Origin of the sequence: Chryseolinea soli (assembly GCF_003589925.1) — a bacterium.
GTDB lineage: Bacteria > Bacteroidota > Bacteroidia > Cytophagales > Cyclobacteriaceae > Chryseolinea > Chryseolinea soli.
In genome coordinates this window covers 2,557,417-2,571,298 of record NZ_CP032382.1, presented here as the reverse complement: position 1 = coordinate 2,571,298, position 13,882 = coordinate 2,557,417, and the positions used below count along the sequence as shown (strand labels likewise).

Annotated in this window: 13 protein-coding genes; 7 read left to right on the top strand and 6 right to left on the bottom strand. The window is 52.6% G+C overall.

Annotated elements, in window-relative coordinates; translation table 11 throughout:
* Positions 1 to 8: 8 nt before the first annotated feature.
* Genes galE through D4L85_RS11125 form a run of 3 tightly spaced genes read right to left on the bottom strand, consistent with a single transcriptional unit; the run spans position 9 to position 3,332 of the window.
* Positions 9 to 1,037, bottom strand: a complete 1,029-nt coding sequence (gene galE / locus D4L85_RS11135; protein ID WP_119754374.1) for a UDP-glucose 4-epimerase GalE — start codon at positions 1,035 to 1,037, stop codon at positions 9 to 11.
* An 8-nt stretch (positions 1,038 to 1,045) separates the two neighbouring features.
* Complete coding sequence (locus tag D4L85_RS11130) at positions 1,046 to 2,296, bottom strand: nucleotide sugar dehydrogenase (protein ID WP_119754373.1); 1,251 nt, start codon at positions 2,294 to 2,296, stop codon at positions 1,046 to 1,048.
* A 16-nt stretch (positions 2,297 to 2,312) separates the two neighbouring features.
* Positions 2,313 to 3,332, bottom strand: coding sequence for an NAD-dependent epimerase (locus tag D4L85_RS11125; protein WP_119754372.1), 1,020 nt, complete (start codon positions 3,330 to 3,332; stop codon positions 2,313 to 2,315).
* Between the two features lie 92 nt (positions 3,333 to 3,424).
* On the opposite strand from D4L85_RS11125, the gene D4L85_RS11120 reads away from it, so the two are divergent.
* The 7 genes from D4L85_RS11120 (at position 3,425) to D4L85_RS11090 (ending at position 10,597) form a co-directional block, all read left to right on the top strand.
* On the top strand, positions 3,425 to 4,279 hold the full coding sequence (locus D4L85_RS11120) for a hypothetical protein (protein WP_119754371.1): 855 nt from the start codon (positions 3,425 to 3,427) through the stop codon (positions 4,277 to 4,279).
* Positions 4,276 to 4,932 carry a heme exporter protein CcmB gene (locus tag D4L85_RS11115; protein ID WP_119754370.1) on the top strand — a complete coding sequence of 219 codons (657 nt, stop codon included), beginning with the start codon at positions 4,276 to 4,278 and terminating at the stop codon, positions 4,930 to 4,932. The genes D4L85_RS11120 and D4L85_RS11115 overlap by 4 nt, the downstream gene beginning before the upstream one ends.
* Positions 4,933 to 4,993: 61 nt before the next feature.
* The gene (gene ccsA / locus D4L85_RS11110) at positions 4,994 to 5,671 is read left to right on the top strand and encodes a cytochrome c biogenesis protein CcsA (protein WP_119754369.1); all 678 of its coding nucleotides are present in this window, start codon (positions 4,994 to 4,996) and stop codon (positions 5,669 to 5,671) included.
* Positions 5,655 to 5,891: a CcmD family protein gene (locus D4L85_RS11105; RefSeq protein ID WP_119754368.1), complete on the top strand. Its 237-nt coding sequence runs from the start codon at positions 5,655 to 5,657 to the stop codon at positions 5,889 to 5,891. Before ccsA ends, D4L85_RS11105 begins: the two co-directional genes overlap by 17 nt.
* 86 nt (positions 5,892 to 5,977) lie before the next feature.
* Positions 5,978 to 6,382, top strand: coding sequence for a cytochrome c maturation protein CcmE domain-containing protein (locus D4L85_RS11100; RefSeq protein ID WP_119754367.1), 405 nt, complete (start codon positions 5,978 to 5,980; stop codon positions 6,380 to 6,382).
* Positions 6,383 to 6,478: 96 nt separating this feature from the next.
* Positions 6,479 to 9,010, top strand: a complete 2,532-nt coding sequence (locus D4L85_RS11095; RefSeq protein WP_119754366.1) for a heme lyase CcmF/NrfE family subunit — start codon at positions 6,479 to 6,481, stop codon at positions 9,008 to 9,010.
* Between the two features lie 165 nt (positions 9,011 to 9,175).
* Entirely contained in the window at positions 9,176 to 10,597 is a 1,422-nt protein-coding gene (locus tag D4L85_RS11090) for an amidohydrolase (protein WP_119754365.1), read from the top strand.
* A gap of 11 nt (positions 10,598 to 10,608) precedes the next feature.
* Here the strand turns inward: D4L85_RS11090 and D4L85_RS11085 are convergent, their stop codons facing one another.
* Genes D4L85_RS11085 through D4L85_RS11075 form a run of 3 tightly spaced genes read right to left on the bottom strand, consistent with a single transcriptional unit; the run spans position 10,609 to position 13,806 of the window.
* A complete protein-coding gene (locus tag D4L85_RS11085) occupies positions 10,609 to 11,577 on the bottom strand; it encodes an AAA family ATPase (RefSeq protein WP_119758747.1) in 969 nt (322 codons plus the stop codon).
* Complete coding sequence (locus D4L85_RS11080) at positions 11,577 to 12,995, bottom strand: peptidylprolyl isomerase (protein WP_228450855.1); 1,419 nt, start codon at positions 12,993 to 12,995, stop codon at positions 11,577 to 11,579. Before D4L85_RS11080 ends, D4L85_RS11085 begins: the two co-directional genes overlap by 1 nt.
* Before the next feature lies 1 nt (position 12,996).
* The gene (locus tag D4L85_RS11075) at positions 12,997 to 13,806 is read right to left on the bottom strand and encodes a peptidyl-prolyl cis-trans isomerase (protein WP_228450854.1); all 810 of its coding nucleotides are present in this window, start codon (positions 13,804 to 13,806) and stop codon (positions 12,997 to 12,999) included.
* Positions 13,807 to 13,882: the final 76 nt, after the last annotated feature.

The window sequence follows — 13,882 nt, the reverse complement described above, 5'->3', positions numbered from 1 at the left end:
TGCGGTGTTTACTGAAGGTTTCGAACCTTCTTCTCCCATCGCCACGCATCGCGCAGCGAATCTTCTACGGAATATATTGTCTTCCATTGAAGGGCCGCATTCACCCTCGACGGATCGGCATACACCTTTTCGACATCACCGGGCCGGCGGGGACCGATAACATAGTTGAGCTTCGCGCCGGTCACCTTCACGAATTTGTCCAAAAGCTGTAATACGGAGACACCGATTCCAGTCCCTACGTTGAAAGCCTCGACCAATTTTTTTTCAGGGCGCTTCGCCAGGTACTCCATTGCCTTCACGTGGGCAATGGCCAGGTCTACGACGTGAATAAAATCCCGGAGGCAGGAGCCGTCAGGCGTATCATAGTCATTGCCAAAGACGGTGAGCTTCTCGCGAACACCGGCAGCAGTTTGCGTAATGTAGGGAACAAGGTTGTTGGGGGCACCCACGGGCAGTTCACCCAACTCGGCGCTGGGGTGCGCCCCGATGGGATTAAAGTACCGCAGCGAAACCACGCGGTAGCCATTGAGGTGAGCATCTTCCAGGATGCGCTCGCACATCTGCTTCGTGGCACCGTAGGGCGACTCCGCCCGCTTGAACGGCGCCGACTCGTCGACCGGTATGTGGTCGGGCTGGCCATAGACGGTACAAGAAGACGAGAAAATAAGATCGGTGACACCATTTTCTTTCATCACATCCAGCACGGTGACCAGCGAATCGATATTATTTTGGTAATACATCAACGGCTTCTCCACCGATTCGCCCACCGATTTGTAGGCCGCAAAATGCAACACGCTGGAGAACGGTCCTGCCGTTTTAAAAACGCCCGTTACAAAGGCTTTATCACAACAGTCACCCTTGTGAAAATCCACTTTCCTTCCCGTAATTTTTTCAATGCCCGCCAACAATGTGCGATCACTTTTCGAAAGATCATCGATGATCACGGGATCGTAGCCGGCGTTGATCAGTTCCACTACAGTGTGTGCACCGATGTAGCCCGCGCCGCCGGTAACGAGGATTTTTTTTGTTAAAGCCATAGTTTGTGTTAGAGTCGTGCTGTGATTTTATTTCTATCCAAAGAACCTTTTACGTCGTATACCACCGTTTTCGCCGTGGTGAAGGCAGACCAATCCAGCGTACTGAAATCGGTATGATTCACTGCCAGCACAACCGCATGATACTTTTTCGTTAAGCCCGATACCAACGGCACATTGTATTCGTGTTTCACTTCTGCTGCGTCCGCCTGCGGATCGAATATATCTACCGTTGTGCCAAAGCTTTGCAGTTCTCTTACGACATCGATCACTTTACTGTTTCGGATGTCGGGACAATTTTCTTTGAACGTGATCCCCAGCACGAGCACGTTTGCACCGTGGATGGGCTGTTCATTTTTCGCCATCAGTTTAATGATCGTGTTGGCAACGTAAACGCTCATATTGTCGTTGATCCGTCTTCCCGACAAGATCACCTCCGGATGATAGCCCAGGCTCTCTGCTTTGTGGGTCAGATAATAAGGATCCACCCCAATGCAATGCCCTCCAACCAATCCCGGTTTGAAGGGAAGAAAGTTCCATTTGGTGCCCGCTGCTTCCAACACTTCGTGGGTGTCGATGCCCACGCGGTCGAAGATGAGTGCCAGCTCGTTCACAAAAGCGATGTTGAGGTCGCGCTGCGAATTTTCGATGACCTTGGCAGCTTCGGCCACTTTTAGCGACGAGGCCTTGTGTGTGCCGGCCGTGATGATCTTCCGGTAGAGTTGATCCACCTTCTCGGCAATCTCGGGTGTGCTGCCGCTGGTGACTTTCTTTATGGTGGTGACACGATGCAGTTTGTCGCCGGGGTTGATCCGCTCGGGCGAATAGCCGCAAAAGAAATCCACGTTAAATTTCAGACCGCTCACGCGCTCCAGGATGGGCACACAAATTTCTTCTGTGCATCCCGGGTAAACCGTCGATTCATAGATCACGATGTCGCCTTTCTTCAGCACGCTTCCCACGGTTTTGCTGGCGCCTTCCAGTGGACGAAGGTCGGGCTTCTTGAATTCGTCGATCGGTGTGGGAACGGTGACGATAAAATAATTGACGTCCTTCAACGCCGCCGTATCGAAAGCATATTGCAGGTGGGTGGAGGCTTTCAATTCGTCGCTATCCACTTCCTTTGTGCGGTCGTAGCCGCGCTTCAACTCTTCGATGCGTTCTTTGTTGATATCGAATCCTACCACCGGCAGAATCTTTCCGAACTCCACGGCTAGGGGCAGACCAACGTACCCCAGCCCTACTATGCTAATTTTTTCCACGAGCCTACGTTTTTGTTTAGTGTTTATAATAGGATGTATACCAAGCAATGAATTTTCCAATACCCTCTTCGATCGGCGTGGCCGGTTTGAAATCAACCTCGCGCATCAGATCTTCCACATCGGCATATGTTTCGGGCACGTCGCCCTCCTGGAGCGGCATCATGTTCTTGATGGCCTTCTTCCCCAGCTTCTCCTCGATCACCTCGATGAACCGCATGAGTTCCACCGGTTGATTGTTGCCGATATTGAAGATGTGGTAAGGCGCAAAACTTGTCGCGGGATCGGGCGTCATGCCGTTCCACTGCGCGTTGGGGCGCGCGGGCTTTGGCACCAGGCGCGCGATGCTTTCCACGATGTCGTCTACGTAGGTGAAGTCGCGCTTCATCTTTCCGTTGTTGAAGACGTCGATGGGTTTGCCCTCGATGATGGCCTTTGTGAAAAGAAACAAGGCCATGTCGGGTCGGCCATAGGGGCCGTATACCGTGAAGAAGCGCAACCCCGTCGTCGGCAGATTATACAACGCCGCGTAGGTGTGCGCCATCAGTTCATTCGATTTTTTCGAAGCCGCATAGAGCGATATCGGGTGGTCTACATTGTGGTGCACCGAAAAAGGCATCTTTTTATTTGCACCATACACCGAGCTTGACGACGCATAGACCAAATGTTTGATCTTATGATGGCGGCAGACTTCCAGGATGTTCAGAAACCCGTGCAGGTTGCTTTCCAGATACGCGTGCGGATTGGTGAGCGAATAGCGTACCCCCGCCTGTGCGGCAAGGTTCACGACGTAATCAAAACGCTGTTCTGTAAAAAGACTGTTGAGCGACGCATAGTCCACTAAGTCGACCTGATGGAACGTGAAGCCGGGAAGGGTCTTGAGAATGTCCAGACGCGACTTTTTGAGGTTAACATCGTAATAGTCGTTCAGGTTATCCAGGCCTGCCACCCTGAATCCCAGGGCGGTGAGCTTTTGTGTGAGATGGAACCCGATGAAGCCGGCTGCTCCGGTGACCAGTACCGTTGAGTTTGAATGCATGAATGGCTGCTGAATTAAGGGGACAAAATTAACAGATTAGGGGGAATTTGTAATATTTTCTAAATTTCGGCCCGATTTTAAAAAAATACCGAATGACAGACGCCCGGAAAGACGAGATTGACCTGATAGCCCTTGTGCTCCAGGCCGTCAGAGCGATAAGAAGTAATTTCTGGCTCCTCCTTTTATTCTTTGTTTTAGGCACTGCACTCGGTTTCGGATACTACTATTCTTCCCGGAAGGTCTACGAAAACAAAATGATCGTCAGTTCGAAGATCATGACGGAGTCGTATAGCAAAAAACTTGTCGACAACCTGAATCAATATATCCGGGAAGGAAACCGAACGGCATTGGCCTCACAGCTCGGCGTTACCGAACAAACCGCCCTGAACCTCGGATACATTAAAATTGAGAGCCCCTATTCCAATGAAGGCGAGATCTCGAAAGAAATAGACCGGACGTATTTCGTGATCACCGTTGATGTTTTTAGTCAGGACATCCTGCCGGATCTTCAAAAGGGACTGATCAGTTATTTTGAGAACAACGAATATGTAAAGATCAGGGTCAATCAGAACCGGGAGTTTTTGAAAACCGTCATTGCCAAGATCGATCAGGAAATAAAAGACCTCGAAGGACTGAAGGCCAAAATCTATAGCGGCGACTTTTTCCAAAATTCAAAAAACGGCGTCATGTTCGATCCCACGGTGGTGAACACAAAGATCATTGACCTGACCCGCGAAAGGATCAAGTACCAAAATGATCTTGAACTCGTTAACAGCGTGCAACTTCTGGAAGGTTTTACAAGATTTGACAAACCGGTTAAGCCCCTGCTGTCGTTATCCTTGATCGCGGGCTCATCGATGGGAATTTTGCTGGTGGTTATATTCCTTGTTTTCAAATCCGTCCGCAAACTCCTTCGCATGGAAGAAGCCGCCCGGCACGCCGCATGATCCTGCACCTGATCCATAAGGAACTCACCCTGGAGCTTCGACGCAAAGCGGTGATCTCCGGTATCGGCGTCTACCTGTTCAGTCTCATCTTCATTTGCTACCTCACCTTCAGTCTGCGTCAGAATTCCATCAATGAAGCCACGTGGTCGGCGCTCTTTTGGCTGGCCATTTTGTTTTCGGTGGTCAACAGCGTGGCGAAGAGCTTTATCGGGGAGAAAAAAGGCTCGTTCATTTATTATTATGCCGTGGCCAGCCCGCAAGCCATCATTCTTTCCAAGATCCTGTACAACACGTTGCTGTGCCTGCTTTTGTCGCTGGCCGGCTATGCGCTGTTCTCCCTTTTCATCGGCAACCCCATCCAGGACCAGGGACTTTTCCTGCTCACGCTCTTGCTCACTTCGTTCGGATTTTCGGCAGCGCTGAGCCTCATTTCCGGCATTGCATCCAAGGCCAATAACAGCAACATCCTGATGGCCGTGCTCAGCTTCCCCGTGATCCTGGCGCTGCTCCTCATGGCCATCAAGATCACCAAAAACGTACTCGACGGCCTGGACCGCTCCGTCAGCGTGGACGAATTGCTAAACCTGTTGGCAATAAATTGCATCCTCACGGGCCTGTCGTACATGCTCTTCCCGTATATTTGGCGCAGTTAAAAAAAGAAGCGGGCAACTCATTTTTCGAAAAATCCGTTTGCACCCCTTGTTTGTCTCCTCCATGAAGAACTGGCTAAAAATTCTTGCTGTCGCTTTACTTTTCTACGTTCACATCGGCGGCCTGCTCATGGATGTTCCACGGCTCAACATCCTGAACGAGACCATCCGGGCCCTCTATTTCCATGTGCCCATGTGGTTTGGGATGGTGGCCCTTTTTCTCGTTTCCGTGGTCTATTCTGTTCTGTACTTGCTCAATCCCGCGGTGGCAACGGATCGCAAAGCCGTAGAATTCGCCAACGTAGGCCTGGTTTTTGGCATTTTGGGTATGCTCACCGGCATGTTGTGGGCTAACTATGCCTGGGGCTCCTTCTGGCACGGCGACCCAAAACAAAACGGTGCCGCCATTGCGCTCCTGGTCTATCTGGCCTATTTCATCCTGCGCGGCTCCGTGGAAAATGAAGAACAAAAAGCCCGTCTCAGCGCCGTCTATAACATTTTCGCCTTTGCGGCAATGATCCCGCTCATATTCATCATCCCCCGCCTCACCAGTTCGCTCCACCCCGGCAGCGGCGGCAACCCGGGTTTCAATATGTATGACCTCGACAACCGCATGCGCATGGTCTTTTATCCCGCGGTGATCGGCTGGATCCTGGTTGGCGTCTGGGTAACCTCCCTGCGGGTGAGAATGCGGGCCATTGAAGATAAAATTCACGACTTAGAAGATGAAAAAACTCATTAGCAGCCTCCTGGGCCTCATTTTGATGGCCCTTAGCCTTTCCGCAAACGCGCAATCCGACGTGCCCATGGCCGACGGCCTCCGCTCCGAGGGCAAGATCTATGTGGTGGTCGCCATCATCCTCATCGTGCTGGCGGGCCTTATCACCTACCTCTTTTTGATGGACCGCAAAGTGAAAAAGCTGGAAGATCTTCTAGCCGAAAAAAAACACTCAACCAAATAGGCAGCCACCGTATTTCAGGTAAAAAATTACCTGAATTTCTAGTCGTTTGTGGCTAATTTTGCCTCGACTTTGAAGGGAAGCGCTTTATGAAAAAATCACACATTCTTATCCTGGTGGTCATTGCCGTCGCAATCGGCATCATCGTTTCCACCTCCAACGACGCCAGCACCTATGTCGGTTTTGACGAGGCGCTCAGCCTGTCCACGTCCGGCAACAAAAAGGAGATCCACGTGGTGGGCGAACTCAAGAAAGATGACGAAGGCCACGTGATCGGCATCACCGAAGGAGCCGACCGGGTGTCCTTTTCCTTTGTGATGGTCGACGACACCGGTAAGGAACAGCGCGTGAACTATAACCAACCCATGCCCGCCGATTTTCTGCGTTCCGAAAAAGTGGTGGTCATCGGAAGCTATCATGGCGCGGATTTCAACGCCAGCAAGATCCTCCTCAAATGTCCTTCCAAATACCAGGAGCAAAAGATCAATGTTTGATCTGCTCCAAATGCCGTCAGCCAGCGCCGGCTTCTATAGTATCACACCCACACCTTTCATTTCGCGCCCTGCGGATCGTCCACTAAATCAGCCAGCATGCATTACCTGATCGGTGACCTGGGTCACCTTTTTGTTATCACCTCTTTCATCACCTCGCTTGTCACGGCCTTTGCCTATTTCAAGGCCACCACCGTCAACGACCTGGAGAAAAAGACCTTCTGGCTGCACAATGGGCGAACCGGTTTCTATGCGCATGCCGCGGCCGTGGTGGGCATCTGCATTACGCTGTTTGTCATCATCGCCAATCACTACTTCGAATATCACTACGCCTATAACTACTCCGATCGCAAGCTGCCCGTCTATTACCTCATCTCCACCTTTTGGAATGGGCAGGAAGGAAGCTTCATGCTGTGGTTGTTCTGGCAAGCAATGCTGGGGCTCGTCCTGGTCCACACCAATAAATTCTGGGAAGCGCCCGTCATGACGGTGTTTGCCCTGGTGCAGGCGTTCCTGGCCTCGATGATCCTCGGTGTGGTCATTCCGGGGCTTGGATCCAAGATCGGAAGCTCACCTTTCATTTTGCTGCGCGACGCGATGCACGAGGCCCCCATATTCATGGCCCAACCTGAGTTTGTGCCAAAGGACGGCAACGGTCTCAATCCGCTGCTGCAAAATTATTGGATGGTCATTCACCCGCCCACGCTTTTCCTGGGCTTCGCCACCACGCTGGTGCCGTTCTCTTTTTGCATCGCGGGGCTTTGGATGAAAAAATACCAGGACTGGATCCGTCCCGCGCTGCCGTGGGCGTTGTTCAGTGGCGCCGTGTTGGGGTTGGGGATTCTCATGGGTGGTTATTGGGCCTATGAAACCTTGAACTTTGGTGGCTATTGGAATTGGGATCCCGTGGAGAATGCGATATACGTCCCCTGGTTGGTCCTGGTCGCATCAATACACACCATGATCACTTACAAAAACAGCGAGACCGCCTTGAAGGCGTCCATCATCCTGGTGATCACTACCTTCATACTCGTCCTTTACGCCACGTTCCTCACCCGCAGCGGCGTGCTCGGCGATGCTTCTGTACATTCTTTTACCGACCTGGGACTTTCGGGTCAGTTGCTCATCTACCTTTTCTTCTTTCTGATTGCCGCCGTAGCGTTGGCCATATTCCGTTGGCGTGAAATTCCTTCTTCCGAAAAAGAAGCTTCAACGTATTCACGTGAGTTCTGGATCTTCATCGGCGCCGTAACCTTGTGCCTCATGGGCTTCCAGGTGTTGTTGCCCACGTCCATTCCCGTTTGGAACAAGATCCTCCACGGCATTGGCATCACTTCAAATCTTGCCATCCCCGGCGATCAAATCACGTTCTACTCGCGGTTCCAACTGTGGTTTGCTGTAGTGGTCGGGTTGCTTTCCGGTGTTGGACAATTTTTCTGGTGGAAGAAGATCGACAAGGATCAACTCAAAAAAGAGCTGACCCTTCCCGTGCTGCTCACGCTCATTGTTTTTGCGCTGATCGTGACGATCGGGCAAGTCTACACCTACACATATGTGATCCTCACCCTGGCCGGCGTTTTCACCGTCGTGTCGAATATAAAAATTCTCATTTCCTTGTTGAAGACCAGCCCCGGGCTTTCGGGTGGTGCAGTGGCCCACATCGGCGTTGGGATGATGTTGTTGGGCATTATGTTCTCTGCCGGCTATTCAAAGATCGTTTCGCTGAACAACACGGGCATGCGCATCTCGAATGAGTTCAGCGAAGATTTCAACCGCGACAATCTCCTCCTCTTCATAAACGAACCCCGCACCATGTGGGGCTACGACATCGAATTCCTGGGCGAACGCCTGGAACCAAGACACCACGGTGGCTATATACGCAAAAGCGACGTGCAGCCCACCGGCGACAGAGATCTGGTGGTGGCCAAACGCGATTTCACGGTCAACGGAACAACTTTCAAAGCGAACGACACGATCGACATTCACGGAGAAAACACGTTCTATGAAATTCAACTCCGGAAAAACGGTCGTGCCTATACGCTGTATCCGCGTGCACAGATAAACCCGGAAATGGGAGGCCTTTTGGTGTCGCCTGATATTTACAGAACGGTCTCGGCCGATCTCTACACACACGTATCGTCCGTGATGAAACCATCGGAGGGAGACGAGTGGAGCAAGCTGGAGGAAATGAACGTGAAGATCAACCAACAATTCTATGCCAACGACTATGTCTGCGTGCTGGAATCGATCGATCGCGTTTTTGAGGTGAACGGTGTGCGCCTCAATCCGGAAGACGTGGCCGTGAAAGCCAAGATCCACATTCAAGGCGAAAAAGGTGACTACTATGCCGAACCCATTTTCCTCATCAAAGATAAAATGGCAGGCCGTATCCCCGACGAGGTGGCCGAGCTGGGTCTCCGCATCACCTTGTTGAACATTCACCCCGAAACCAACGAATTTGCGCTGGGCATCAACACGCGCCAAAAAGATTGGGTGGTGATCAAGGCCCTGGAGAAGCCCTACATCAACCTGCTCTGGCTCGGCACCCTGGTGCTGATGGGTGGCTTTGGCATAGCCATGACACGCCGCGTGCGCGAGTTCCGGAAGATGAAGGCCAAAGGATTCGAATAAGCGTCCATCCCAAACCATTCGATCAGCGCCCGCGCCGTCCGTGGTGACCAGGGCGTGGCGTTGTCGTCGTCACAATCCGTTGCTGTGCAATTTGTTCGCCGTTGTTGGAAAAGGTTGGATTTTGCGAAGGGCTTTCCTTATTTTCCCTAAACCATTAACCGACCTATGAAGAAAATCCTCACCACCGCATGGCTATGCGCGTCGCTCGTCGCCGTGGCGCAGAAAACCAAAATGGAAGTCGCCAAAGTCATCGATTCTAAATATCAAACCTACTCCGGCGTGGCCAAACAGATCTGGGACTTTGCCGAGGTGGGCTACAAAGAAGTTAAAAGTTCGGCGCTGCTCCAGGAAACCCTTAAACAAGCAGGCTTCAAAGTGGAAACCGGCATCGCGGGCATCCCCACGGCCTTCGTCGCTTCTTACGGTTCCGGCAAGCCGGTGATCGCCATCCTGGGAGAATACGATGCCTTGCCCGGCATTTCGCAAGACGCTGTTCCCGAGAAAAAAACCATCGACGGAAAAACCTCCGGTCATGCCTGCGGCCATCATTTGTTTGGCACGGCTTCGGCGGCGGCCGCCATTGAAGTAAAGAACTGGCTGATCGCCAACAAAAAACCAGGCACCCTGCGATTCTATGGCACGCCCGCCGAGGAAGGCGGCTCCGGCAAAGTATACATGGTCAGAGAAGGCCTCTTCAACGATGTTGACGTCGTGCTCCATTGGCACCCCGGCGATGGCAATACGGCAGCTACCGGCGGCTCGTTGGCCAACAAAAACGGCAAGTTCAGATTCTATGGCACCGCCTCGCACGCCGCAGCCTCTCCCGAGCGCGGCCGCTCGTCGCTGGACGCCGTGGAAGCCATGGACGTTATGGTGAACATGATGCGCGAACACGTGCCCCAGGAAACCCGCATTCACTACGTGATCACCCGCGGTGGCGAAGCGCCCAATGTCGTACCCGCGTATGCCGAAGTATATTATTACGTACGCCATCCCAAACGCGACGACGTAAAAGCGATCTGGGAGCGTATTGTGAAAGCCGCACAGGGCGCTGCGCTCGGCACCGAAACGCGCATGGAAGTGGAAGTAACGGGTGGGGTATACAACATGCTGCCCAACGAGACGCTGGCGCACATCATGGACAAAAACCTGCATGCCACCGGCGGCTACACCTATACGCCAGAAGAAAAAGAATTCGGCACCAAGATCCAGCAAACGTTCACCGGCACGATCCCGAAACTGGAGAGTTCCAACGAAATTGAACCCTTTAAAATTGTGGAAGGCCCCGCCTCCACCGACGTGGGCGATGTGAGTTGGGTGGTTCCAACGGTTGGTCTATCCACGGCCACCTGGGTTCCGGGCACGGCCGCCCACAGTTGGCAGGCCGTTGCTGCCGGCGGCACCAGCATTGGTTTCAAAGGCATGATGGTAGCCGCGAAGGCCCTTGCCTTTACGGCCATGGACTTATTTGATTCTCCTCAGGTGATTGAAGAATCCTGGAAAGAGCTAAGAAAAAGAAGGGGCGAAAATTTTAAATACGAAGCCTTGATCGGCGATCGTCAGCCGGCGCTGAATTACCGCGATTGAACTTCCCGAGTTTAAGCGTTCATCAATCTTTCGATGAGGTCGTCCACGCTGATGCCTTCCGCCTCCGCCTTGAAATTGCGGACGATGCGATGGCGCAGCACGGGTTTGGCGATGGCCCGGACGTCTTCGATGTCGGGTGAGTATTTGCCGTTAAGGATGGCGTTGCATTTCGAGCCCAACACCAGGTATTGAGAAGCACGGGGTCCGGCGCCCCACTCCAGGTAGTCGTTGGCGATGGCCGAGCCGCCGGTCACACCCGCGCGGGTTTTGTTGGCCAGGCCCACGGCATATTCAATCACATTATCAGCCACGGGCACGCGACGGATGAGGTGCTGGAAATAGGCGATCTCTTCGCCAGAAAGCACTTTGCTGATCTTCTTCGGTTCGTCTGAGGTGGTGGCTTTCACTACCTCCACTTCGTCTTTGAACGAGGGATAGGTGAGCTTGATATTGAACATGAAACGGTCCAGCTGCGCTTCGGGTAGCGGATACGTTCCTTCCTGTTCGATGGGGTTTTGCGTGGCCAACACAAAGAACGGGCGGGGCAAGTCGTAGCGCGTGCCGGCAATGGTCACGGAATACTCCTGCATCGACTCCAGCAGGGCGGCTTGTGTTTTGGGTGGCGTGCGGTTGATCTCGTCGGCCAGCACGATGTTGGCAAACACAGGGCCTCTCACAAATTTAAAATTGCGCTCGCGGTCCATGGTCTCCGCGCCAATGATGTCGGAGGGCATGAGGTCGGGCGTGAATTGGATGCGCTTGAATTCCAGGTCGAGCGCCAACGCGATGGTCTGCACCAGCAAGGTTTTCGCCAACCCGGGCACACCGACAAGCAACGAATGCCCCTGACAAAAAATGCCGGTCAGCACTTGCCGCACGACCTCATCCTGGCCAATGACGACGGTGGAAATTTCTGCTTTGAGTTTTTTATAGGCTGCGGCCAGGGCGTCGGCCGCTTCTACGTCAGAAGAAAATTGTATCATCGTCGCTCGTCTAATAGTCCACAATTATCGTAGGTCGGGTCGATGTTGATAAACACATCGGTCCGTGCTTTTTGAAACCACTTTTGTAAAATCTTATCTTTTTTCTCAGCCAACGTGGCCGCTTGAATTTTTGTCCAGTCTTGCTCCAACGAGGCCTCGTGGGGGGCTACCCGGCCTTTGTAGAACAAAATGCGTACGGCGTCTTTGCCGTCGTCGGTCCGGTAGGCAATGGGTTGCGAGATCTCACCTACGGTCATGGAATCGAGCTTGAAGAAAATGATGGGGTCCAGTTCATCCACGGTGAGGCGTGTGCCGCCGTCGCGGTCGCTAAAGAAACCTCCGTTGCCTTTGGTGGGCACGTCGTCTGAAAATTCCTTTGCTGCTTTTTGGAACTTGATGCTGTCGTTTACGACCAGTGTCCGGATGCTATCGAGGTAGCGGGTGGCATCTTGAAGATCTTTTTTCGAAGGCTTTGGCGAGATGAGGATGTGGCGCGAGTTATATTCGCTTCCACGGCGCTCGATCAGTTGCATGATGTGCATACCGAAAGGGGAGCTGAAGGGCATCGAGATCTCGTTGGGTTTTAACTTGAAGGCCATGGCCTCATACTCCGGAACCATGCGCCCGCGACCCGACCAGCCCATTTCGCCACCGTTCTGGATCACGCTGGGGTCGTCGGAATTCTTGCGGGCCAGTTCGGCAAAATCTTCGCCGGCCAATATCCGCTTGCGGAGGTCCATGAGCTCGCCCCGGGTAATACTTTTTTGTGCTTCGCTGACCTTGGCAATGCGCACGATCTGTGCCACCTCCACCGATGCGGAGATGTAGGGCAAACTGTCTTTCGGGATCTTAGAAAAAAACCGCTTCACTTCCGATGGGGTAACGGCCACGCCCTTGGTCATTTCTTCTTCCATTTTGGAAACGATCATTTGCTCACGCACCTGCTCGCGCAACTCCAGCTTCACTTGTTCCAGGGTTTTGCCGTACAATTCTTCGAGGTCATTTACCGACCGGCCCGATTGCGACACGATCATGTCCATGCGGTTCTGCGTGTTCAGATCCACTTCGCCATCCAGCACCACCACCGAGTCGATCTCGGCTTTGGCCAGCATGAGCTTGTTGCGCACCAGCATGGCCAGGTACGAACACTTCGCTTGTGCCGAAGGCGAACCACCGTTGGTCACGTAGTCCTGGTAGGCTTGCTCCAGTTCCGATTTGGTCACGATGTAGTTATCTACTTTGGCAATGATCTTGTCCACTACAAAGCTGTTGCTTTCACCGGTGCTCTCTCCGCCCGTGGGGCTTTCGCCTCCGGTCGGGGGCTCGCTGGTGGCAGGCTCCTGCGCATAGGCGCTCATGGCCAAACACGCCATCACTACCAGCCCTGCAAATTTTATAATCCGTACGCTCTTCATATCAATTAAAAATCTCAAACTCATTGTGATCTTGTCCTTCCTTAAACACTTCGTCTTCCAGTTGTTTGGCCAGTTCCACTTTGCGTTTGTTGAGGATGATGTTTTGAATATCGTCCTTCACAAATTCCAGCGGCGACACGTTGTCGGAGATCCGGTACTGGCCCACTTTCAGGAAATATAAAAACGTTTCGTCCGACGTTTCATAGTAGGGGTTCGATTTCAGGAACTGGATCTTGTTGGGGATCTCCGCCAGCGGAGAGTTCTTCACCAGGTCGTCAAACACCACCCATGTGGAGTCGGATATGTGATACGCCGACGAGAAGCTGAGGCAATACGACTTCAACTCCCGTTTGTCCTTGTCCTTTTCGGAATAGATCAACTCCTTGATCTTGCCGGTGCGTGGCGCATTCTTTGGTACTTTAATGAATACACCCTGCACAATGTTTTGCTTCAAAATAAAATTATCAATGTTGTCCTTGTAGTACGTGGCGATCTCACCCGGTGCAACGATGGTATCCAGGTGTTGCTTCACGTAGTAGGTCTGGTATTCGTATGCAATGATGCTATACTTATAGTCCAGGATCTTTCGTTCAACCTGGGCTTCATTGATATCAATTTTTGTAGAGGCTTCCTGGATGAGCAGTTGTTTGCGTATCCAGGTGTTGATATAGGCCTCCACCAGTTTGGCGCTGTCTGCGGGGGGAGTGCCGGGGGCGGTGATGCCGGCCAGCTCGTCCTTGTATAAATAAAAATCGTTGGCCCGCGCCACGGGCGTCCGTCCTGCATCGCCTTCGGCGTGGGTCCCCTTCATTTTAATGAGGTCACATCCGGACAAAAGCAGGCACAAAAATACAAAAACGGTTCCAAGACCGTTCATGCCTCCGCCC

Bases quoted from the DNA above. Each gene is read 5' to 3' on its own strand.
- galE (WP_119754374.1), bottom strand. From the start codon at position 1,037: ATGGCTTTAACAAAAAAAATCCTCGTTACCGGCGGCGCGGGCTACATC.
- D4L85_RS11125 (WP_119754372.1), bottom strand. From the start codon at position 3,332: ATGCATTCAAACTCAACGGTACTGGTCACCGGAGCAGCCGGCTTCATC.
- D4L85_RS11120 (WP_119754371.1), top strand. From the start codon at position 3,425: ATGACAGACGCCCGGAAAGACGAGATTGACCTGATAGCCCTTGTGCTC.
- D4L85_RS11115 (WP_119754370.1), top strand. From the start codon at position 4,276: ATGATCCTGCACCTGATCCATAAGGAACTCACCCTGGAGCTTCGACGC.
- ccsA (WP_119754369.1), top strand. From the start codon at position 4,994: ATGAAGAACTGGCTAAAAATTCTTGCTGTCGCTTTACTTTTCTACGTT.
- D4L85_RS11105 (WP_119754368.1), top strand. From the start codon at position 5,655: ATGAAAAAACTCATTAGCAGCCTCCTGGGCCTCATTTTGATGGCCCTT.
- D4L85_RS11100 (WP_119754367.1), top strand. From the start codon at position 5,978: ATGAAAAAATCACACATTCTTATCCTGGTGGTCATTGCCGTCGCAATC.
- D4L85_RS11095 (WP_119754366.1), top strand. From the start codon at position 6,479: ATGCATTACCTGATCGGTGACCTGGGTCACCTTTTTGTTATCACCTCT.
- D4L85_RS11090 (WP_119754365.1), top strand. From the start codon at position 9,176: ATGAAGAAAATCCTCACCACCGCATGGCTATGCGCGTCGCTCGTCGCC.
- D4L85_RS11080 (WP_228450855.1), bottom strand. From the start codon at position 12,995: ATGAAGAGCGTACGGATTATAAAATTTGCAGGGCTGGTAGTGATGGCG.
- D4L85_RS11075 (WP_228450854.1), bottom strand. From the start codon at position 13,806: ATGAAGGGGACCCACGCCGAAGGCGATGCAGGACGGACGCCCGTGGCG.